Genomic DNA, 21706 nt, shown 5'->3' on the forward strand with positions numbered 1-21706 from the left:
ACGAAAAGATTGTATTTTTTTGCTTATCGCTTGAGATAATATAGTTATTTTATATAAATACAGATAATGAAAAGAATGAATTCCGTGATAAGGAATTATCATATTCTGGTAAGTGAATCTATGATCATGGATGTGGAAACACTGCATTATCTAGCATCCTTAAAGGTCATCCACAGTTTGTTCTCAAAATCATATAACTTACATTTCTTAAAAATGCTTAATACGTACTGCAACTTAAAATGATACTCATGAAAGTACTCTTCATATTTGGCTTTTAATGCCTTATGTGCTTGCGGTAAGTTATAAAAAGGAATTCTTGGATCTAAATGATGGGGGATATGTATCATTATATTGTGTAATAATACTCTGGAGATGTTTGAGCAATGGATAATCGTACTGCAGTACAACGCACCCACAGAATGAGACCATTCATTTTTTAAATCAAAAAAAGGGATATCGGGATGTGTGTGATGTAGATATACAATTATTGCAATGAAATAATTAAAAACGATAAAAGGTAAAATGACTGCAGCAAAAATACCAATAATACCTCCTGCAAAAACATATGCCAAAACTGACATCATGAGTGCGTAAAACAAAACTACAAGCTTACCATGTCGATAATATCGGCATTGTTTTTTTTCTTTACCTGGATTAAAGCACACCATTTGCTCCCACCAAATTCTGCGCAAATAATGGAAGGCACAAGTGAAAAAACACCGTTCTATTCGATAGAGTGAGCGTTGGAACGTAGAAAGGGATTGGTACTCTGAACACGTCAGTGGACGCCATATCCAATCTATTGGAGAAAAAGAGGCAAATCCATGGTGAACTTTATTATGGCCAAAGGCCCACATTCGATAAATATTTAATGAGGGGAGCATGGCTATTGTTCCCAGCACCTCAGAAATTTTGTTGTCTTTGAAAAGAGCCCCATGTGCCGCATCATGTGCCCAAACAAACATCATAGCTGTAGCTATGCCAGCAATGAAACCTCCCAGTAGCTGTAATTCCACATTAAAATTTAAAATAACCAGGAACATTCCTAACAAAAACAACATAAGATCAAAAAAATACCAGAATAAAGTCTTCATATGAGAACGCTTATAACACTCATTGGGAATGCTTGAACGAGCCACAGATGACTTTATTTCCTTTATTTGTTTCCATAATTTATCTGATTTGGTGGATTTCATAAGACGCTACCTCTAATACAGCTGACAAAAGTTATTGGAATTTCTAATTCAATAAATAAAAAAAATAATCATGAAATTGTGCTAAAAAATAGTTATTTAGAAAATATGAGTGTTGTTAGTGTCCTAACGCAACCTATAATCTTATTTTTTGATTATTTTAAAGGAGTTTTTTATAGATGACATTGATCTAGATCATGGAAACGTAAATGATGGCTCCAATAACTCTGTACTGGACGTGACGTAACGAGCGATATGGAAATGAAAGAGTTGTGTATTAAATTATTTGCTTGGAATATATCTACGGTCAGGTACATTTTATTCTTTTAATAATTAGAATCAGGCTTAAAATTTTTTGCCATGAGTATCATTCATGCCAGCAATAAGTTTTAATTTTTCTGGTTGCAGAAATTGAATGTTTTTATGATCGATCGCGATAATTTTATTTTCTTTAAATTGAGATAGAAGACGGCTGATAGTTTCTGCTGTGAGTCCTAAATAGTTACCTATATCTTGACGAGACATTGGTAGAAGAAATTTCGTTTGCATTTCTGATGGCTGTAATCGGAATGATAAATCAATAAGAAAAGCAGCAAGGCGTTGTTCTGCTGTGATTGAAAACAAATAATTTCCCATATTTAGTTGTTGGCTCATTAAATATAAAATATGTTCTTGTAGCGCAGAATTTAAATGCAGTAATTCCAGGAAATTGTCATAAGGAATTTCACAAATAACACTATCAGATAATGCCACTGCTGAAAAAAGATAATGCCCTGTGTAAATTGCTTCAAAACCAAGGACTTCACCAGTGAAATAAAATCCTCGAATTAATTCATTCCCATCAGCATCAATTTGAAAAGTTTTTAAATTCCCACATTGAATCGCATAGATGTTTCGAAATATATTCTGAGGAAGATATAAGGCTTCATGTTTTTTTAAATAATGATGTTGCTTCACTGCACGATTAATTTGCTTCATCCATCGTGAGTTTTTTTCTTCTGAAATACAAAAAGGAGAGAAGGTACAACGCTCACATGTTAAATGATAATTATCAATGTCTATCATATTAAAACCATCATGCAGACTGAAAAGGTTAGTTATTTATTATAAATTGCAAATGCATTTTGTAATACAAATTTTTTCCATGATATAGATCAATGTGGTTTATTAAAACGTTTATCGAAGAGGTCGTTATGTTGAATTTAACTTAATTTATGATCGAGGAACTGCTTTTGGTCTGTAGACAGGATTAATTCTAAAGCTTAGGGGAATGTGGGTTCGATGGCTTGTTCATTTCTGGGTGAGGTTGCTCTCTCGTCTCTATGATTGAAAAATCCATGCTGTTTTAATGCACTTATGGTTTCAGGCGTTAGTGAGTTTTGTTCTAACCAAGCAATTATGTTGTCTGCTGAAGTTGGATGGATATTTTGGGTTAATCCTAACAGTTTGGTGCACGCTGTTAAATCCAAAACTATTCCTGTCCCATAATTTCCATACACATAAAGCGCATAATAGAGGTACTCCCATGGATCAGTGCCATTTGGTGCTAAGTTGAATAAATTAGGGTGTGATGCAAGACTTGCAGCTGCATTTTTAAGCCCCAAAGCAGTGAGCGTGCAACAGCCGGTGATCAACAATGTTTTGAGCAGATCAACGGGTTTTTGTTTGATGTGGGCAAAAACATTACCAACAATGTGATCGGGAAATTCATATCCCGACATAAACGCTACTATACCAGCTGTGATCCCGGGAGTGATGGCAATGGCTAATTTAGCTGCATAATGAAGTTCATCTATGGGGCAATTGTCTAACAAGAGCTGACAGATCAATTTAAAACCATCATAGCCTGCCTGACTGCAAAAAATAAAAAATGCCGCACTTAACCAAGCACCAGTACCGGTTGTGGTTAGAAAAGTCACAAACTCATTCAGACGGGTAGAGCAAAATGGCGCTAATAAATCAGGCTGATCTAGCAGTTGTTGGTAAAATTGTCCCAATTTATCTTGGATTAATTCCTCATCAATGGTTTGATCCTCTGTTCCCATCCATGCTAATGCATCAGGATGTTGCTTATTAATAAGACTTAATTGCGCTATGATTTGTTTCTGAAATTGTCTGTCTTCATTAAATTTATTTTTAATCATGGTAAAAAAATTGGGTAAGAAGACAAGACGTACGGCGGAAGTCATGCAAAAACTGGATAAAGCAGAAAAACTGGATAAAGCTTGCGGAGCCCAACTGGCAGCATAATATCCCATGGCTCCTGAAGGTATAGCGGAAATTGTTGAGATCATCATGATAGTAGAGTTCGATAAAAAATTTCCGGTGCTGGTGCAGAAGCTTCCGGCGATTTTTTTTAAGCTTGCCATCATGTGTTGATAATAACTAAAACGTGTTCCTGTACCCACAGCGAGAAAAATAGCGGACGAACCAATCAGATATAATTGCGTGTTCAGATCCAATCCGGCCCACCACTCAGCACCTAACGAAGCTGGTGTTTTTGTCAATACATAGGGCAAAAAGGGGAGAGTGGTCACAAAAGCAGCAGTGCCATAAGCCACGGTCGACCAGGAAGGCAAATAGCGTGTCAATGAGGATGGTGAAGGTAAGTAACGAGTCAGCCAGCTAGTGGAAGAAGCAGGGGGCACATCAAACATGACAGCATCTTGGCTCGGCTCGAAAGTATGATAATTAGGTAGAGGGTTGATATTCCATTCTCTTCCATTTTTTGAATGGGTTACAGGTGGAATCTCTTGCATTTCTAAAACAACACTACCATCTTCATGTTCTGTTTTCATAGTCCATCTCATTCAACAGCTTTGATTGAAAACTATCAAATTGGCGCTTACTGTGCAAGGATTTATAATTTTTATTCAAACGGGCTGGATTTTCATGAATAAATAGTAGTTGCCTCAATTATATTCGCTGAGTTGGAGCACTGCAGGGTACCTCTGAGTCTTTCGGTAGCAATTTTACCAAGAATCTCCATGATTACCTCTAAATAGTAAATAATGTTATCAATTTTTGTTTGTTGTTTGCCATTTTGCAAATAATTATACTTATTCTTATTCACGAATTTTGGAGATTGTTATGCGTATCGTGGTTATAGGTGGAACAGGCACTTTAGGGCGGGCAGTAGTCAAGGAATTATCATCACGTCATGAAGTCATAATCGCTGCAAGGCAAAATGGTGATGTCTTTGTTGATATAACAGAGCATCATTCGATAGAAAACATGTATAAAACGTTAGGCCGAGTCGATTCGGTTATTTTAACAACTGGAACTGTCTATTTTGGTGCGTTGGATGAAATGACAGGATCGCAATATTGTATCGGTTTAAATAATAAGCTTATGGGACAAGTTAATACGGTGTTGATTGGACTTCCTTATGTCAATGATGGTGGTTCATTTACACTAACTAGCGGTATATTAAACCGTGATCCTATTCGTTATGGCTCATCAGCCGCCATGGTCAATGGGGCTTTGGATGGTTTTGTTAAAGGTGCTGCCATTGAAATGTCGAGAGGCGTACGTATTAACGTAGTTAGTCCAACTGTTTTACAGGAATCGATGATTGACTACGCCGACTATTTTCCTGGATTTATACCGGTGCCTGCTGCTAAGGCAGCAATAGCATATTCCAAAAGTGTAGAAGGCACGCAAACAGGACAATTATATTGTGTGTGAAAGTTTAAAACTTGATTTTGTGTTGTGTCCTTATTGGCGTCCCGGAGAGGATTTGAACATCCGACCTGCCCCCCTTGGGGGGCTCGATATATCTCCATATATCGGCATGTAAATCATATCTTTATAAATAAAGGGTTTTTATGGTTTTTAATTGTATGGAAATATATTGTCATATAACCATACGCAATTAATTTGCACCCTATATGTACCCTAAATGAAAAAGTATATACTGCCTCTATGCTTTTTTAATCTAAAGATCAAAATAATAATTTATGGATAGAGAGCAGTTATGAACGATTTATTACTAATTATCTATGGGTAAAAATTATTTTAATGAAAAATTTGCCACCCATAGATGAATTTAAGTCAAATCTCTGCAACTTAAGGCTGTTAATTTGTTAAACCAATTACTGAATTTATTTGTTATTAAATAGTATTGAGGAATTTTATTCTAAAATAATAGGTTCAATATTTAGTTGTACATCATAATGTTCTTTAATTTGTGTTTGAATCCAATCAGCAAATTCCAATAACTCTGAATGATGAGCGCCACCATAATTTACCATAATCAATGCATGCTGCTGGTAAATGCCAACATTACCTTGTCGCGATCCTTTCAGACCCAAATTATCAATAAGCCATCCTGCTGATAGTTTAATTTTATCGGGATTGGGTGTGGGGTATATAGGTAAAGTAGGGTGTTGAATACATAAATTCTGCGCCATTTTCTTTGATATAACGGGATTATGGAAAAAACTACCTGCATTACCTAGCTCGTTGGGGTCGGGCAATTTACTTTGACGGATTTTTATAATTATATTACGCAAATCATATGGTGTTGGATAAGTTAAAGATGAAATTTTTTGCGCAACATCACCGTAATTTACATTAATATTAGCCTCCGCGGATAAAGTAAATGTGACGCTAATAACGATAAAGCGCGAATTATTTTTTAAAATACTGTTCCGATAACTAAATTGACATTCACTGTTGCTAAGATTAACCAATTTTGCAGTTTGAAGATCATATACCAAAACATTTTTTATAAAATCTTTAACTTCGACTCCATACGCGCCAATATTTTGAATTGGTGATGCACCCACCGTGCCTGGGATTAAGCTTAAATTTTCTAACCCAAAAGCACCATGAGTATTACAATAAGCTACAAACTCATCCCAGTTCTCACCTGCCATTGCTGTAACAATTTGTTCTTGCCCAACCGTATTAATTGTAATGCCACGTAACTCATTATGAATAACTAAACCTTGATATCGAGTGGGTACAATTAAATTACTGCCTCCTCCCAAGACAAAGAACTTTGGGAAATTAGAAATAATTTCTCTAATTTCAGCTAGCTGTTGGATTTTATTTAAGACAACATAGTGAGATGCCGTTGATTTTAAGTGCAATGTATTTAAGGGAGTTAAATCTATATTCTCTAGTATGTTCAGCATCGGTTGCCAGTCAGTGTTTATTAAATATCTATTATCGCCAGTTTAGTTTTGAGGTGCAATTGTTCTGATGTAGAATTCACGAAAATGTTATGCATTTAAAAGCATAAAAAGTGTTTAGAAAGCAATATAAAAATGAATAAAGCACTAGGAGCTATCTGTATTTTTAAAAATACAGTGTGCGGTTGAATGTGTGCTGTGATGGACTAAGCTGCCCCCTTAAATAGGAAGAGCCAACTATTTCCAGTCCGTCTAATCCTCATTGTGTTTTGATAAATATGGCGTCCCGGAGAGGATTTGAACCTCCGACCTGCCCCTTAGGAGGGGGCTGCGCTATCCAGCTGTGCCACCGGGACTTTAGAAGATTGTAAGTCTACCGTTATCATTGATAAATGACAACTTCCATTTCTATTTTTAGAAAATTGATGAATATGAAGAAGCTTGAATTGATTGAAAATTGATATTTGTGAGCGCATGATAAACTTGCTATGGTATACTGTGAAGATTTTTCATGTCGAGCAGCTTAAATGGATACTTCCGATTTAAAATACCCATTCCGTTCAGCATGGCATTTTTTATGGCAGGTAATTAAGCCTTATCGGTGGTGGTATATACTGATGCTTCAGGCTCCTGTGCTCACCGCTTTTTATATTTTTGCGAATAATTATTCTTTTAAACTCATTGTGGATGCTTTTTCCAATGAAACAATAACCTCTTATCATCAATTACTATTTCCTATTTTGTTGTTTATTATAGCGCAAATTACTTTGGATGTAGTCTGGAGGATTAGTGATTTTGCGGAATGGAAGGCCGAACCTTACGCACGACAAAGGTTGTTAGCTTCTGCCTATAATTATGTACAATATCATTCATATAGTTATTTCCAAAATACCCCCAGTGGAACTGTAATTAGTAAGCTAAAAGGGCTTTTGGATGGCTACGATAGTGTTTTTGCGAATATTCATCATATTGTAGGTAAACATTTCTGTGTGGTTGTTGTTTCAGTTTTTGTGCTTTTAGTGGTTAATCTGAATGTATTTTACTTTATGCTTGCCTGGTGTGTGTTAGTGATGGCAATCATGTTACCCATGGCACTTAAATTAAATCAGTTATCTAATAAAACCGCGGAGAGTAAACACCAAGTCATAGGCGCTCTTTCGGATAATATTACCAATATATTTTCTTTATTTTATTTTGCAAAACGTCGTTTTGAACATCAACGTGTGATGCAGTTGATGTCTGATGATTTTGTGCCGCGCCAAATTGCACTTTATCGATATGATTTTAAATTTAATATGATCGGATCAGTGCTTTACTGGTTCATGTTAATTACTGTTTTTTTATTTATGATTTATTTACGTACGCATGGAGAAATTTCAACAGGTGATTTTCTGTTTTGTCATGCTGACAGCGATTACTATTTCTTTTGATTTATGGACACTTATGAGTAGTCTTTGTACTTTTTTAAAAGAAATTGGTGATTTCAAATCTTCATTTAACATTTTATCCATACCTCATGAATCAGATGATGGGCCTCATGCACAAGATTTTCAAATAAGTGGAGGAAAAATTGATTTTCATCAATTGTCTTTTGTTTATAATGAAGGGAAGTCTGTATTTGCAAATCTTAATTTGCGCATCAAACCCGGCGAAAAAATTGGTTTAGTCGGTCATTCTGGAGCTGGTAAATCTACTTTAATTTCGTTGTTATTGAAAAATTTCAAACCTACTTCAGGTCAAATTTTAATTGATGATAAGCCTATTACAAACATTACATCCGATTCATTACGGCAGCAAATCGCGCTTATTCCCCAAGATATTATGCTTTTTCATCGTACGATTGGTGAAAATATAGGTTATGCAAGGGATAATGCAACAATTCAGGAAATAAAGAAGGCAGCTGCCATGGCTAATATAGATGATTTTATTGAGTCATTGCCGGAAAAATATAATACTCTTGTTGGTGAGCGAGGAGTAAAACTTTCTGGTGGCCAACGCCAACGTATTGCAATTGCCAGAGCATTTTTAAAAAATGCAACAATTGTTATTCTCGATGAGGCAACTTCAAGTCTTGACAGTATTTCGGAGCACGAAATTCAACAGTCCATTAATGAAATGCTAGAACAAAACAAAGCAACAGTTATTGCAATTGCCCATCGTTTGTCTACTATTCGTCATATGGATAGAATTGTTGTAATGGAAGATGGCATGATCATCGAAGAGGGGGGGTTTGATGAACTGGTCAATAACCAAGATAGTTACTTTAAAAAACTTTGGGATAGCCAGGTGAATGGAATGGTTTTATAAAATCAAAGGGAAAATTGGGTCATGTGAAGCAAAACGGAAGTAGTTTTGTAAAGTTCTGCTTCACTCTATTCTCCAAACCATGATCGTGAGTTATCCCTATTTTATTCGGGATAGCAATATATATCACCTCCACCAGTGGCGCCTGAATGATATATAATTACATTGCCTCCAACAACTTCCACTTTTTCTTTTAGACATCGATATCCCGAGTACGTATAGTAATAATCACCTTCAGGTACAGGTCCCTCAACTGTGGTATAAGTTTGGGTTTGTGGATCAACTGTAATAGGAACGCTTTTCCATGTTTTGGTTTCTGTGATTATAGTGGTATCAGCAAAAACAGCTGTAGTAATTGCTAACTGCAATGCGATAAGTAATATGCTTTTCATTTACATCCTCCCTGCATGTATATTCTAAAATAATCAGTATCCTTAATTAGGGATGCTATGGTTAACTATAGCACCATTTGATCATTAAATGAATAAAGCGGCCTTTGCGGTTAACAAGAAAGGATAATTTATTTTAATAAGTATTTTTAAATCTTCTCCCCATTGAGGGGAGATGGAGAAATCTTAACGATGACCGTGCACATACCCACCTGCACTGTGCCCATGTGTATTGCTATCGTGTCCATGTGCATGACTATCATGTCCATGGACGTGGTTATCGTGCCCATGTACATGGCTGCTAGTATAAACAGATCCTGTATCCTGATGTCCATGGTGGTGAGAATCTGTATAAACTGATGCAGTAGAGTAACTGGGCGAATAAAAGCCAAAACTATTATAACCAGTCGTAACGGTGCGACTTGGCATGTAAGTAGTATTGCGGCTAAATAGGAAGGGTAATACACAAACAAGACCAATTAGAACAAGCGCAATTGGAAATATTGGGGTAAAAGCTGATGCAAATGCCATTTTAGCAGCTATAGTGGTCGTGGTCGCTGCTGCGGATTTGAGACTTATTGCTGCAAATATCCCTGCGGTGGCTACTGCAGCTGCTGTGAGAGCCGCCATGCATTTGAGTAAAAAACTGTAATTGGTAGTGTCTTTCTGCTTTGTCTGTTGTGTTTTCATGAGTTACTCCTTTATATTGGGGCTTGAATAAGGATTATTAAATTCAAGCAATTAGCTCCTAAATAATGATCGAATTTAATTAAATATGTACCGTAAGCTTGAGACATCAAAGATAATAAAATACCTTTGATGTCCGTTTCATGTTACTTTAAGAGGTGTTTTTTAGGGAGAAGTTTCCAAAATGAGGAATTGTCCATTTCAACAATATCAGAAGCCACATAGTCAAAATACATAAATAGTCCGTTAATTATCTCTAGTACTTCTTCATCACGATTCAGCAGACGTTCTAGTATTTCTTTTAGACCTATTTGATCCTCCTTGAATCCCGAATATTCTGGATTACTGATCACATAGGAATCTATGGCTATTCCTGTTTTTAGATTTAATGTGAGTGAGACCACTACATCGGTAACCATAACTAGCTCACGTGTTTGTTCATCTGAAATTTTATCAAGATCGATCTTTGCTGAAATTAATGCGGTTAATCCTGTGTAATTACCATCGGTATCTTTTGTTGTTGACGTGACCACACCATTGACTGAAACTGCATCTCCATATTCTTCCGTATAATCTTTTGTAAGGTCTTGCAAAAACTCAATAGCGCTAGGAATTATCCTATTACTTTCTTCACGCGTTAAAAACTTGGTAAGATCGAGTCCAATCGAACCTTTTAAAGCAGTGGTTGGCGATTTTCCATCACCATAATTATAACTTAGGTTATCGATTGTCACATTAAAGACATTGGTTGAACCAATTTTGCTATAAAGCCCATTTAAAATGACGTTAGTTGCGCGCTCATCATCGATTTCTACTGCATCAAACTTGAGTTTAGCGGTAGTGCTTTGATTTTGAAAGGGTACAAGAATATTTGTAATTTCAGAATTTAGGAGGTCAAGTGCACTATCACTTGCAAATACGCTAGATGCGAGACAAAAACTCAAGCCAAGAGAACAAAAAAATTTTTTCATAGTAAAACATCCTGTTTGATATAGGTTTATTTAAATTCAGCCGTTTTTAAAAACAAAGTTAATAAAATCAATTCTATTTTTATAAAACTGCGGGCGTATTATGACATTATTTAGTAGCAAAAAAAATCTTTGTCATGCAGAAGCATGAAGTGATTTCGGAGAGGAGTATGGATAGGAACTGCTACAGCTAATGTGAGTAACATGCATTATTGCTTTTCTTAGTGCAACCTAAGCATATAGAGCAAGGATGCATGTTATTTGTTTCACGATATTTTAGGTATCGCTCGCCGGCTTAGAATGTTTATTCATCTTCCCAGCTTAACGTACCACCTGCTTGATATTCAATCACACGAGTTTCGAAGAAATTTTTCTCTTTTTTCAAATCCATCATTTCACTCATCCATGGGAATGGATTGACAGCACCGGGATATTGTTCTGCTAAACCAATTTGGGTGAGGCGACGATTTGCGATGAAGTGTAAGTACTCTTCAAACATTTCTGCATTCATTCCAAGAATTCCTTGCGGCATAGTATCTTTGGCATATTGATATTCCAACTCTACTCCTTGACGAATGAGCTGAATTATTTCCTCTTTAAACTCAGAAGTCCATAAATGTGGATTTTCAATTTTAATTTGATTAATCACATCAATACCAAAATTCATATGCATGGATTCATCACGTAAAATGTACTGGAATTGCTCAGAGGTTCCTACCATTTTGTTTCTACGACCCATGGAAAGAATTTGTGTAAAACCAACATAAAAGAATATTCCCTCAAATACGACGTAAAAAGCAATCAAATCGCGTAATAAACGTTGGTCATTTTCTACTGTGCCGGTGTGGAATGTTTCATCGGCCAAACTTTGGGTATAGGGTAATGCCCAAGCTGCTTTAGTAGCTACTGACGGGATTTCTCGATACATATTGAAGACTTCTGCTTCATCAAGCCCTAAACTTTCAATAACATATTGATATGCATGAGTATGCAGAGCTTCTTCAAAGGCTTGTCGCAAGAGATATTGTCTGCATTCTGGATTGGTTATATGTCTATAAACAGCCAGAACCAGATTATTGGCAACTAAAGAGTCGGCTGTTGAGAAAAAGCCTAAGTTGCGTTTGATAATTAAGCGTTCTGCTTCTGTAAGGCCATTAGGATCTTTCCAGAGTGCTACGTCAGCACTCATACTGATTTCATTGGGCATCCAGTGATTGGCACAAGCAGTTAAATACTTATCCCAAGCCCATTTATATTTAAAGGGAACCAGCTGGTTTAAGTCGGCGCGGCAATTGATGATACGCTTATCATCCACATGAATGCGTGCAGCGCCCATTTCAAGAGACTCATAGCCTGTCGCACCTGTAAGAATGATGTCTTGTTGTTGTATGATATTTTCTGACATTTAAGTTCCCCTAATTATTGGCACGCTTCGCAATCTGGATCGAGTATGGAGCATGCTTTTGGTGCTTCGGTCATTATTTTGACTGCATTGAGTGCACTATCAGTCACTGTGGACTTCTCCGCATTAGATGCGCCCATGCTACGTAAGTAATAAGTTGTTTTTAGCCCACGTATCCACGCATGCATATAAAGTTGATCCAGTTTTTTACCAGAAGGTTGAGCCATATAGATGTTGAGTGATTGGGCTTGATCGATCCATTTTTGGCGACGAGAAGCAGCATCCACTAACCAAATCGGATCAATTTCAAAGGAAGTCGCATAACGTTTTTTCAAGTCAGCTGGAATCCGACTGATTGGTTGTACGCTGCCATTAAAATATTTCAAGTCATTAACCATCACTTCATCCCACAGATCCAGCGCTTTCAAATCAGCAACAAGGTAGGGATTGATCACTGTGAACTCGCCTGACAAATTGGATTTGACATACAGGTTTTGATAAGTAGGTTCAATGGATTGTGCTACACCGCAAATATTGGAGATAGTGGCTGTTGGTGCAATAGCCATCACATTTGAATTACGCATTCCTTGAGTACGTACTTTAATGCGCAAGTTTTCCCAATCCAAACGTTGTGAACGATCTTGTTCCAAGTATTTATTGCGTGCTTGTTGTAATAAATTAATAGAGTCAATTGGTAATATACCTTTACTCCATAAGGAACCTTCATAACTGGAGTAGCTGCCTCTTTCTTTAGCCAAATCACAAGAAGCTTCGATTGCATAATAGCTAATTAATTCCATAGATGAATCCGCAAATTCGACAGCTTCTTGGGAAGCATAATCAATTTTTAATTCATACAAGGCATCTTGGAAGCCCATCAAGCCAAGTCCAACAGGTCTATGTTTTAAATTGGAATTACGTGCTTGAGGTACAGAATAATAATTAATATCAATCACGTTATCCAACATACGAACAGCTGTTCTAATGGTTTGCTTTAATTTCTCAATATCAAGCTCGCCATTTTTGATGTGTGCTGGAAGATTGATACTGCCCAAATTACATACCGCAATTTCTTCTTCTGAAGTATTAAGCGTAATTTCAGTACATAAGTTAGAGCTGTGAACCACTCCAGCATGTTGCTGTGGTGAGCGCAAGTTACAAGGATCTTTAAACGTCATCCATGGATGGCCAGTTTCAAAAAGCATCGATAACATTTTACGCCACAGTTTGACTGCAGATACAGTTTTTACATTTTTCATAAGACCTTGGCGTGCTTTTTCTTCATATTCACCATATAAAACTTCAAAGGCCTTACCGAATTGATCATGTAACTCAGGAACTTCATCAGGAGAAAATAAAGTCCAATCAGCATTTTCACGTACCCGCATCATAAATAAATCAGGTATCCACAATGCGGTATTCATATCATGGGTACGACGTCGATCATCTCCAGTATTTTTTCTTAATTCTAAAAACTCTTCTACATCTTTATGCCAACACTCCAAATAAGCACAAACTGCGCCTTTGCGTTTTCCGCCTTGGTTTACGGCAACTGCTGTGGCATCAGCAACATTTAGAAAAGGAACCACTCCTTGTGACTTTCCATTGGTTCCTTTGATGTGAGATCCCATTGCACGTACGGGTGTCCAGTCATTCCCTAAACCTCCTGCATATTTAGAAAGTAAGGCATTATCTTTGATGGCACTGTAAATACCATCTAAATGATCAGGGACTGTAGTCAAATAGCAGCTGGAGAGCTGTGGTCTAATCGTCCCAGAGTTAAATAGGGTTGGTGTAGAGGACATGTAATCAAAAGAAGACAGTAATTGATAAAACTCAATTGCTTTTTCATTTTTATCTTTTTCGCGTATTGCCAGACCCATAGCAACGCGCATAAAAAAAGCCTGGGGCAATTCATAACGTATTCCTTGGTCATGAATAAAATAACGGTCATATAAAGTCTGTAAACTTAGATAGGAAAATTTCATATCACGCTCAGGCAATAGCGCTTTACCCAATTTTTCTAAATCAAAATCAGCCATTTTTTCATCAAGCATTCCTTGCTTGATGCCATGAGCAACATAGATTTTAAAGTAAGCAGGGTAGAGTTGACTCATTTCATCAAAGGTTGCATCGGTTTCAATACCTAATTTATGCAGTGCTTCTATTCGCAAACTGTCTAATAACAAGCGTGCGCTGACATAAGTATAATTGGGCTCTTTTTCAACTAAAGTACGTGCTGCCATAATTAATGCTTTATGCACATCTGCAAATTTTGCTTCATTGTAAAGATTGCGCAGCGCATCTTTAATGACCGGTTCCGCATCAACATGTTCTAAATTGCGGCATGCTTCATGAACAATCGTATTCATACGGTCTGTATCTAATGGTTTTAATTCTCCATCAGGCATAGTAATTAACAGAAGCTTCTGGTCACTCGCTTGCTTTTTTAATTCATTTTCGCGTGCTTTACGATGTTCTTCACGGTATAACACATAGGCTCTGGCTACTTTATAGTGGCCACTACGCATAAGCGCCAATTCGACTTGATCCTGGATTTCTTCTATGTGAAGCGCACCACCACTGGGTAAACGGCGTTTGAATACTTGGGTGATTTGGCGGGTAATTTCTTCAATTTGCTGATGAATGCGATCCGATGTAGATGCTGTGCCTCCTTCGTCAGCAATAAAGGCTTTAGTAATTGCTATTTTAATTTTTGTATCATCGTAATTTACTACCTTACCATTGCGCTTAATGGTTTTTAATAAACCAGGGGCATTAGCGGTCAATTCCAATTGACTGATTTGCGGCACATCATTTACCGGATCAATAGTTGCAGACATTTTTCCTCCGCTGGGTTTTTATTATTATTTCTAAATGAATATATTAAATTATAGCAGTAAAAAAAATCAATATGTTGTGGGTTTTTTTATTGAGTGCAACAATATAATGTGTTTTATGAATGGTAGTGTATTTTTGTCAAGAGAATAATATGGGGGTATTTTGTGGATAACTTGTGATTATTTTCAGAATAGTTTCTTTCTCAATCACAAACCTCTTTTTTTTACAATTATTGCATCACTGACATTAGAAAATCCATGAACATTAAGCAAGAACGAACCTATGTGAGCGTACAATTGGCTTGAGCTTCCTCCGTCTAAGTTAATGGCATCAATACAAGATAAGGGTGGTGAGCGCAGCAAATGAGCAAGTTTATTAGTAGTCATTGCAGCATTGGTCGTGACCAAGAGAATAACTTTCCCGTCTGCAGTGATCCCCAAAGCAGAGCGCTCCGCAATTCCAGGTTTTAGCGATGGAATTTTTCGGTTAATCAATAATCGGGGCCCACTTTGAATGGCAAAATCAATATCATTATCATATTGAAACTGGCGAAGACTGGAAATATGCGCCTTATTGTTTTTTATAAAGAAAATACCCCACCAACTGATGCGTTTTAAAGGATTTTCTAGTTTTCTATTAGTGATCCTTAACCCAAGGGGGTTAAATTCATGATCAAAAAAACCACCATTGAGGCTTAGAAGTGCTTTACTGTGCTCCGCAAATTGATTAACAGATGCATTTTTTAAGGATAAATTTTTTGCATTGACTAAGCCTAGCCTGTTTTTATTGAGATCAACTCGAAAAACATAGACATGCGACCAAGGAGCCAGTATACCGCCGGTTAGATCTTGATACTCAATGCCAGGACTTAATTTTTGCCAATTTCCTTCAGCGTATGATTGAAGTGGCGCTAAAAAAATAGCTATAAAAAACAATAAAAAGAACAAATATAATTTGTTTGCATGATAAACATTGGTTTGCGAAGACATGTTATTGTATCCTTATGTACATCATTCAACACCACGGAATCTCTTATGCAAATTAAAACGCAACATAACAATAGTGAAGTACATAAGTCAACTACAGATTTAACTCGTTTAATGAATGAAGTACTCGAACTTGCCAAAAAAGAGGGTGCAACAGACGCTATGGTCGCTGTGAGTAATGACAAGGGCTTTTCAGTTGATGTACGTATGAGAGAGGTTGAAACCGTTGCTTTTAGTGAAGACAAAGGGATTGGTTTGACTGTTTATATTGGCAAACGAAAAGGGGGCGCAAGCAGTACGGATACTTCGTCTGCTGCATTGGAGGCAATGGTTAAAGCTGCTTGCGATATAGCAAGAGTAAGTGCTGAAGATCCTTGTTTTGGATTAGCAGATAAGGAGTTAATGACGACCAATTACCCTGATCTTGATTTATTTCATCCCTGGGATGTAAACCCTCAACAAGCAATTGATTTAGCTTTAAAATGTGAAAATTACGCCTTGTCATTGGATAAACGAATTACAAACTCAGATGGAGTTAATGTGTCTACACATGAATCCCATCATGGATTTGCGAATACATATGGGGGGGGTGGTTTCATTCATAGTACACGTCATAGTTTAAGCTGTTCGTTGATTGCGAAAGAAGGTGAGGAAATGCAACGTGATTATGATTATACCACCGTTCGTCATGCAAAGGATTTGGTGGATAGTCATTTAGTCGCAAAGAATGCAGTAGAACGAGCTGTCAGACGGTTGGGAGCAAAACAAATTGCTACACAAACAATTCCCATTATTTTTTCGTCGCGAATTTCCAGTAGCTTATTTTCAAGCTTTATTAATGCAATTAGTGGTTCGAATCTTTATAGAAAAAATACATTTTTATTGGATTCAATAGGACAACAAGTGTTTCCTGAGTTTATACGTATTTATGAACAACCTCATTTGTTAGGCGCCTTAGGGAGTTCGCCATTTGATAGCGAGGGTGTTCCAACTCGGCCTAATCTTATAGTAGAAAAAGGGCATGTGATGCAATATGTATTAGGAAGTTATTCTGCACGTAAGCTTGGATTAAATACGACGGCAAATAGTGATGGAGTACATAATTTAACAATTGATCCAACTGCAGGTGACCTTGCTGATTTATTAAAAACAATGGACAAGGGATTGTTAGTTACTGAATTGATGGGACAAGGAGTAAATGGAGTTACAGGAGATTACTCACGAGGCGCTAGTGGCTATTGGGTAGAAAATGGAGTGATTCAATATCCTGTTGATGAAGTGACCATTGCAGGAAATTTAAAAGATATATTTAAAGGGATTCTTGCGGTGGGAAGTGATATTAACCCTAATATTGCTACACGATGTGGTTCTGTACTCATTGAAAAAATGATGGTGGCAGGAAAATAATTAGAGCAATTTGAGGTATCTATTCATCATATGAAGTTGAGAAAAACTTACCCATATTTATTCTAAATATTCGAAAAAGTTTTTCCATTTGTCCCCTTCCGCGAAAGCGGAAGGTCTAGAATCTACAAATGGATCATTTTACTAAGAGTCAAAAATACTCTCTGAAACAGATGCAATTCTTCTTTAAATAGAGGTAATTACTTGCTTTGTTGATTCTATATTCTACGCTTTAGATAAGAGGATTCAATTGGAGACAGCATGCGCAGCTTTATCTTAGCAGCATTGCTGGTTGTCAATACTGCTTTTGCTGATGGAGAAGTTATCGGTTTTGCAGCATTTGAAAATGGAGATTATACTACTGCTTATCCTTATTTGATGCAGGCAGCAAGAGATGGCAATATCGAAGCCATGTATTTGCTGGGACGCATGTTCCAATATGGACAGGGTGTCTCAAAAAATCCCACAGAAGCGCTCAAGTGGTATCAAAAATCTGCAGAAAAAGATTATCCTTTAGCTCAATTAAGTATAGGTTTTATGTATGATCTGGGTGAGGGGGTAAAACAAAATTTTCCTGAGGCGTTTAAATGGTATATGAAGTCGGCACAACAAGGTAATGCTATTGCGCAAAGAAATATCGCTTTGATGTATAGTACCGGGGATGGTGTCAACGTCAATAAAAAGATGGCATTTGAGTGGTTCGAAAAATCAGCAAAACAAGGATACAGTAAATCGCAGGTGAATCTTGCTTATGATTATATTATGGGGGAGGGAACCAAAAAAGATGTAAATAAGGCTCTCTATTGGTATCAAAAAGCGGCAGAACAAGGCGATGCGAAGGCAGAGTACAGTTTAGGGCTATTATATACCGGACAGCAACCCGGTGTTGGCCAAGATGATCAAGCGGCTTTTTATTGGTTTTCACTAGCGGCAAATCAAGGTCATCCCAGAGCACAAACTTATTTAGCTTATTATTATCTAAAAGGCTATGGAGTAGAGGCTGATCCACAAAAAGCAGCTTATTGGTATCAGGTTGCTGCTCAAAGTGGACAATCTGATGCTCAAGTTGAAATAGGTCAATTGCTACTCACAGGAATAGGGGTCGATAAAGATTATGCGCAATCTTTTTATTGGTTTACCAAGGCGGCTGCACAGGGAAACACATTAGGCCAGGCTAAATTAGGTTATATGTATCTTGCAGGATTAGGAGTCGATAAAGATTGGATCAAAGCTTATGCTTTATTTAAAATCGCAGCAGAAAATAAAAATCAGGAAGCAGCAAAAGAACTAAAAATACTCCAAAAGAAGTTATCTCCAGAGGAGCTAAAAGCAGCTGAAGAGTTGACTAAAGAAATAGCCCAGAATATGAAACAAGAATCTCAAGATAATTAAAAAATATTCAAGCTTTCTCTAAGAAGCGTAACCGTAATTTTTCCATTTTTATCACGATTCCTTTTAAACAAAGAGTATACTGTTAAGTTTATATTATCACTGGTAGCAGAAGCTACATTGAGAAAGTAACTACTTTCTAGAGTGATTTGCTCACTAGCAACATCAAGTTTTTGGAGTACTTCAGCGATTTTTTTTAAATCTTTAATTCCATTTTCTTTTCTTTGTTCCAGTAGCTCATTAAGTTGGGTATCTTTTATTGAACTACTCAGGGACTTTAGCACTTGTTTTGGTGCTGTATTGATATTAATAGGCGTGACCTCAGGTAATGCGCATATGAAAGGTTCTAAGGCTAAATAAATAGGCGCGCTTATATCTTTAACCAATCGTAATTCGGATTGGCTACTCATAAGCTGATGACTTGGGTAATAAGGGGGTTTTTGGCTTGTGTAATAAGATAAATAGTTATCTTTGCCGCGTGCAAGATCATAGAATGCGACCCAATCGCTGACAGCAAGAGTTAGTTGTGTTTTTTCTGCCTCGGGAATTTGCGGTATGGTTGCGCCAATAAGATTGACAAACCCCATCATTGCTTTTCTATTTGTCAAATTATTGAGGTTATATCGAGATTGTAAATCATAAAGTGCACCAGTTAGTACCACCGTTTTCTCAATATGTTCCATATTTAGAGGATATTGACTGACTATTCCTTGAGCGCTCGCTTTAAGAAATTTATTTTTTGGATTACTTAACTCTCCCATTGCCCAAAAAGTTTCTGCTTGAGCAGCAAGATAAAGTTTATCATGAGTGACTATAAGTTTTGTACGGTAAATATCTAACTGGATTTTAGTACTCATTGCTGTAGCTACTATTGCAACTAAGGTCATGATAAAAAGAGCAGTAAGCAGCGCGCTACCCTTATTTAGTCGCTTATGAAATGCTACAGTAGATTTTTTCTCAAATTTTACTGTGAGATTAATCGTCTTAACTTTGGGCATAAAGTGCCCCTGGTAGAGTAAATAATAAATTGATTTCACCTAGATCCCGCAATGTCATATTCACTTGTATGGCTTTGGGAAATGGCTCTTTACGTTGATTTAAGCTCACTGCCTGTTCCCTCCATTCAGGAAGTATTTCCAAGTTTTGATTTAAGTAACCAAAATGACAATCAGTAAGGTGAGATAATAAAGGCTTATCTTCATAAGCATTTCGATTTAAAGTATCAAGTGTATTCCATGATCTACGAATTAAAGTTCCTTCTTGACAAACATAAGCCACCCGTTTAAGTGTGCTCCGTTTCTCAATACTACCAGGATTTACCATTCCATCACGAGTAAACTCCAGGTAATTCGGCTGCCCTATAAAAGCTGAAAATAGCCGCATTTCATTTCCTCTTATGGCTCGCTCTACGGCTTGACTTGTATCTTGTTGAAGCAGACTTATTGCGAGTTGCAATTCATTTAAACGATTACTTTGTTCATTAACTCGAGAGCGAGTTGTAAATGCATTATATAAAACGGAAGTGGTGATTGTGGCAAGAATAGCAAATACTGCCAGTGCAATTAAAATTTCAATTAGAGTAAAGCCCTGAAATTTCTTTTGTCTTTTTAAGCACTTTTTCATAATACATACCTGAATGCTTGTAACTCTTCTCTAAAAGGACCTGCTTTTTCGGTGCTCACCAAGATAGTTATCTTTTGAATATTTTTTTGCGACGTTGAGCTGATTTTTGCTCGCCAATACCAATGTTCATTAAGCATCGTTGTATCTTGGGTTGTTTCTTGACTTTGGTTCACCTGCAGTAAGTTAAGCTGTATCATGGCTACCCCTTGCATGGCAATCCAATGGCTTACTGTTTTTTCTTTGATTCGTCGCGCAGTTTCAACATTTTGTGAAATTGCTTTGAGCAAAGCCGTTAGTGCAATAGCGATAATAGAAAGAGCTATTAATACTTCTATTAGTGTAAATCCAGCTTTTTTATCATGCTTTATCATTTATTATTGACCACATTAAATTTTAAACTTCCATTTGCTTTACCTACAATTAAGGCAATATTGTGTTCTTGCTCATTACCGAAATACAAAGAAAATGGCGTCATATCACCAGATGAGGTAAGAATAATAGAGGGTGCTCCAGACAGAGTACGATGGTTAGTCTTTAGGCGAATGTGGGTGTCTTGGGGAAAATAGGTGATTTTAAACGCCCCTTTATTAGAAATGGGTTTCCATTGCGAATTATTTTGCAGCTGAAGAATTTGATAGCTATCATTATTAATACGTAGGCCAAGTGTACTGGTCTCTAAAATAGCTTGCTGTTGTGCTAACTGAAGTGTATTTAGTAGTTGCTCGGCGGCAAACAGAATACGTCGACTTTCCCCAAAATCACCAAAGCTAATTAAGGCAAAACCAAAGGTTATGCCTATAATCACTAGAACAATTAAAATTTCAATTAAAGTAAAACCTAGATTATTTTTTCTCATCCCAATTACCGATCTCGGCATTAATTCCTGTACCTCCAGGCTGCCCTTCCGCACCGTAGGTAAATACATCTACATCACCATGTTGTCCAGGATTTAAATAAAGATAATCTCTTCCCCAAGGATCCGTTGGTAATGATTTTAAATATTGTTTCCAATTGTTAGGTATTGGGTTGGAGTTAGGTTTTTCGACCAGCGCTGATAATCCTTGATCCGTAGTTGGGTAATTGCCGTTATCAAGTTTATATAAGTCAAGAGCATTTTGGATGGCAAGTACATCTTGTTTTGCTTTGACTTTTCGGGCTTCGTCAGGACGGCCCATAATTTTAGGAACCACTATAGAGGCGAGAATGCCCAATATAACGACTACAACCATGATTTCAATTAATGAGAAACCTTTTTGTCTATTCATCTTTACTCCGTCTAATTATAACCTAGGTACTAGCGGCATCAGCCATAAAGCAAATCCCAGAAATCCATATTATACCCCATTTAGGGTTTTATCTATCGCGGTATTGTACCATTATTC

20 protein-coding genes, 1 tRNA gene and 1 pseudogene are annotated in these 21706 nt (G+C 36.9%); 6 read left to right on the top strand and 16 right to left on the bottom strand.

The window, feature by feature from the left end; genetic code table 11:
• Window positions 1-146: 146 nt before the first annotated feature.
• Together Lsan_RS16370 and Lsan_RS16375 are read right to left on the bottom strand one after the other, a co-directional pair.
• Window positions 147-1196: a fatty acid desaturase gene (locus Lsan_RS16370; protein ID WP_058515194.1), complete on the bottom strand. Its 1050-nt coding sequence runs from the start codon at window positions 1194-1196 to the stop codon at window positions 147-149.
• Window positions 1197-1538: 342 nt separating this feature from the next.
• Window positions 1539-2258, bottom strand: a complete 720-nt coding sequence (locus tag Lsan_RS16375) for a helix-turn-helix domain-containing protein (RefSeq protein ID WP_058515195.1) — start codon at window positions 2256-2258, stop codon at window positions 1539-1541.
• A 115-nt stretch (window positions 2259-2373) separates the two neighbouring features.
• Between Lsan_RS16375 and Lsan_RS23385 the strand changes: the two are divergent.
• Window positions 2374-2436: pseudogene (locus Lsan_RS23385) on the top strand (coproporphyrinogen III oxidase); the annotation flags it as partial.
• 19 nt (window positions 2437-2455) lie between these two features.
• On the opposite strand, the gene Lsan_RS23165 reads toward Lsan_RS23385, so the two are convergent.
• Window positions 2456-3991, bottom strand: coding sequence for a hypothetical protein (locus Lsan_RS23165; RefSeq protein WP_237762175.1), 1536 nt, complete (start codon window positions 3989-3991; stop codon window positions 2456-2458).
• A gap of 292 nt (window positions 3992-4283) precedes the next feature.
• On the opposite strand from Lsan_RS23165, the gene Lsan_RS16390 reads away from it, so the two are divergent.
• Window positions 4284-4880: a short chain dehydrogenase gene (locus Lsan_RS16390; protein ID WP_058515196.1), complete on the top strand. Its 597-nt coding sequence runs from the start codon at window positions 4284-4286 to the stop codon at window positions 4878-4880.
• Between the two features lie 446 nt (window positions 4881-5326).
• Here Lsan_RS16390 and murB read toward each other — a convergent pair whose 3' ends face one another.
• Complete coding sequence (gene murB / locus Lsan_RS16395) at window positions 5327-6334, bottom strand: UDP-N-acetylmuramate dehydrogenase (protein WP_058515197.1); 1008 nt, start codon at window positions 6332-6334, stop codon at window positions 5327-5329.
• A gap of 276 nt (window positions 6335-6610) precedes the next feature.
• Window positions 6611-6687 (bottom strand) — tRNA-Arg (locus tag Lsan_RS16400).
• A 171-nt stretch (window positions 6688-6858) separates the two neighbouring features.
• Between Lsan_RS16400 and Lsan_RS23170 the strand changes: the two genes are divergently transcribed.
• Complete coding sequence (locus Lsan_RS23170; RefSeq protein WP_237762176.1) at window positions 6859-7761, top strand: ABC transporter transmembrane domain-containing protein; 903 nt, start codon at window positions 6859-6861, stop codon at window positions 7759-7761.
• Window positions 7715-8638: an ABC transporter ATP-binding protein gene (locus Lsan_RS23175; RefSeq protein WP_237762177.1), complete on the top strand. Its 924-nt coding sequence runs from the start codon at window positions 7715-7717 to the stop codon at window positions 8636-8638. The genes Lsan_RS23170 and Lsan_RS23175 overlap by 47 nt, the downstream gene beginning before the upstream one ends.
• A gap of 101 nt (window positions 8639-8739) precedes the next feature.
• Here Lsan_RS23175 and Lsan_RS16410 read toward each other — a convergent pair whose 3' ends face one another.
• The 6 genes from Lsan_RS16410 to Lsan_RS16435 form a co-directional block, all read right to left on the bottom strand.
• Window positions 8740-9027 (bottom strand): hypothetical protein, encoded by a 288-nt coding sequence (locus Lsan_RS16410; protein WP_058515198.1) that lies wholly within the window; start codon window positions 9025-9027, stop codon window positions 8740-8742.
• A 183-nt stretch (window positions 9028-9210) separates the two neighbouring features.
• Window positions 9211-9714, bottom strand: a complete 504-nt coding sequence (locus Lsan_RS16415; protein WP_058515199.1) for an urease accessory protein UreE — start codon at window positions 9712-9714, stop codon at window positions 9211-9213.
• Between the two features lie 143 nt (window positions 9715-9857).
• Window positions 9858-10682 carry a hypothetical protein gene (locus Lsan_RS16420; protein ID WP_058515200.1) on the bottom strand — a complete coding sequence of 275 codons (825 nt, stop codon included), beginning with the start codon at window positions 10680-10682 and terminating at the stop codon, window positions 9858-9860.
• Between the two features lie 301 nt (window positions 10683-10983).
• Window positions 10984-12084 carry a ribonucleotide-diphosphate reductase subunit beta gene (locus tag Lsan_RS16425; protein WP_058515201.1) on the bottom strand — a complete coding sequence of 367 codons (1101 nt, stop codon included), beginning with the start codon at window positions 12082-12084 and terminating at the stop codon, window positions 10984-10986.
• A 14-nt stretch (window positions 12085-12098) separates the two neighbouring features.
• Window positions 12099-14924, bottom strand: a complete 2826-nt coding sequence (locus tag Lsan_RS16430) for a ribonucleoside-diphosphate reductase subunit alpha (protein ID WP_058515202.1) — start codon at window positions 14922-14924, stop codon at window positions 12099-12101.
• Between the two features lie 204 nt (window positions 14925-15128).
• Entirely contained in the window at window positions 15129-15911 is a 783-nt protein-coding gene (locus tag Lsan_RS16435; RefSeq protein ID WP_058515203.1) for a phosphodiester glycosidase family protein, read from the bottom strand.
• Between the two features lie 45 nt (window positions 15912-15956).
• Between Lsan_RS16435 and pmbA the strand changes: the two genes are divergently transcribed.
• Entirely contained in the window at window positions 15957-17315 is a 1359-nt protein-coding gene (gene pmbA / locus Lsan_RS16440; protein ID WP_058515204.1) for a metalloprotease PmbA, read from the top strand.
• A 258-nt stretch (window positions 17316-17573) separates the two neighbouring features.
• On the top strand, window positions 17574-18704 hold the full coding sequence (locus tag Lsan_RS16445) for a tetratricopeptide repeat protein (RefSeq protein WP_058515205.1): 1131 nt from the start codon (window positions 17574-17576) through the stop codon (window positions 18702-18704).
• Here Lsan_RS16445 and gspK read toward each other — a convergent pair.
• From gspK to lspG, 5 genes are read right to left on the bottom strand one after another with little or no spacing between them, the layout of a single operon-like run.
• The gene (gene gspK, locus Lsan_RS16450; RefSeq protein WP_058515206.1) at window positions 18701-19699 is read right to left on the bottom strand and encodes a type II secretion system minor pseudopilin GspK; all 999 of its coding nucleotides are present in this window, start codon (window positions 19697-19699) and stop codon (window positions 18701-18703) included. The two genes, Lsan_RS16445 and gspK, sit on opposite strands and share 4 nt — an antisense overlap.
• Complete coding sequence (lspJ, locus tag Lsan_RS16455) at window positions 19686-20324, bottom strand: GspJ family T2SS minor pseudopilin variant LspJ (RefSeq protein WP_058515207.1); 639 nt, start codon at window positions 20322-20324, stop codon at window positions 19686-19688. Before lspJ ends, gspK begins: the two co-directional genes overlap by 14 nt.
• Window positions 20321-20695 carry a GspI family T2SS minor pseudopilin variant LspI gene (gene lspI / locus Lsan_RS16460; RefSeq protein WP_058515208.1) on the bottom strand — a complete coding sequence of 125 codons (375 nt, stop codon included), beginning with the start codon at window positions 20693-20695 and terminating at the stop codon, window positions 20321-20323. Before lspI ends, lspJ begins: the two co-directional genes overlap by 4 nt.
• The gene (gene gspH / locus Lsan_RS16465; RefSeq protein ID WP_058515209.1) at window positions 20692-21180 is read right to left on the bottom strand and encodes a type II secretion system minor pseudopilin GspH; all 489 of its coding nucleotides are present in this window, start codon (window positions 21178-21180) and stop codon (window positions 20692-20694) included. The genes lspI and gspH overlap by 4 nt, the downstream gene beginning before the upstream one ends.
• Window positions 21167-21589: a GspG family T2SS major pseudopilin variant LspG gene (lspG, locus tag Lsan_RS16470; protein WP_058515210.1), complete on the bottom strand. Its 423-nt coding sequence runs from the start codon at window positions 21587-21589 to the stop codon at window positions 21167-21169. The genes gspH and lspG overlap by 14 nt, the downstream gene beginning before the upstream one ends.
• Window positions 21590-21706: the final 117 nt, after the last annotated feature.

This window comes from Legionella santicrucis, assembly GCF_001468135.1.
In the GTDB taxonomy this organism is placed as follows: Bacteria; Pseudomonadota; Gammaproteobacteria; order Legionellales; family Legionellaceae; genus Legionella; species Legionella santicrucis.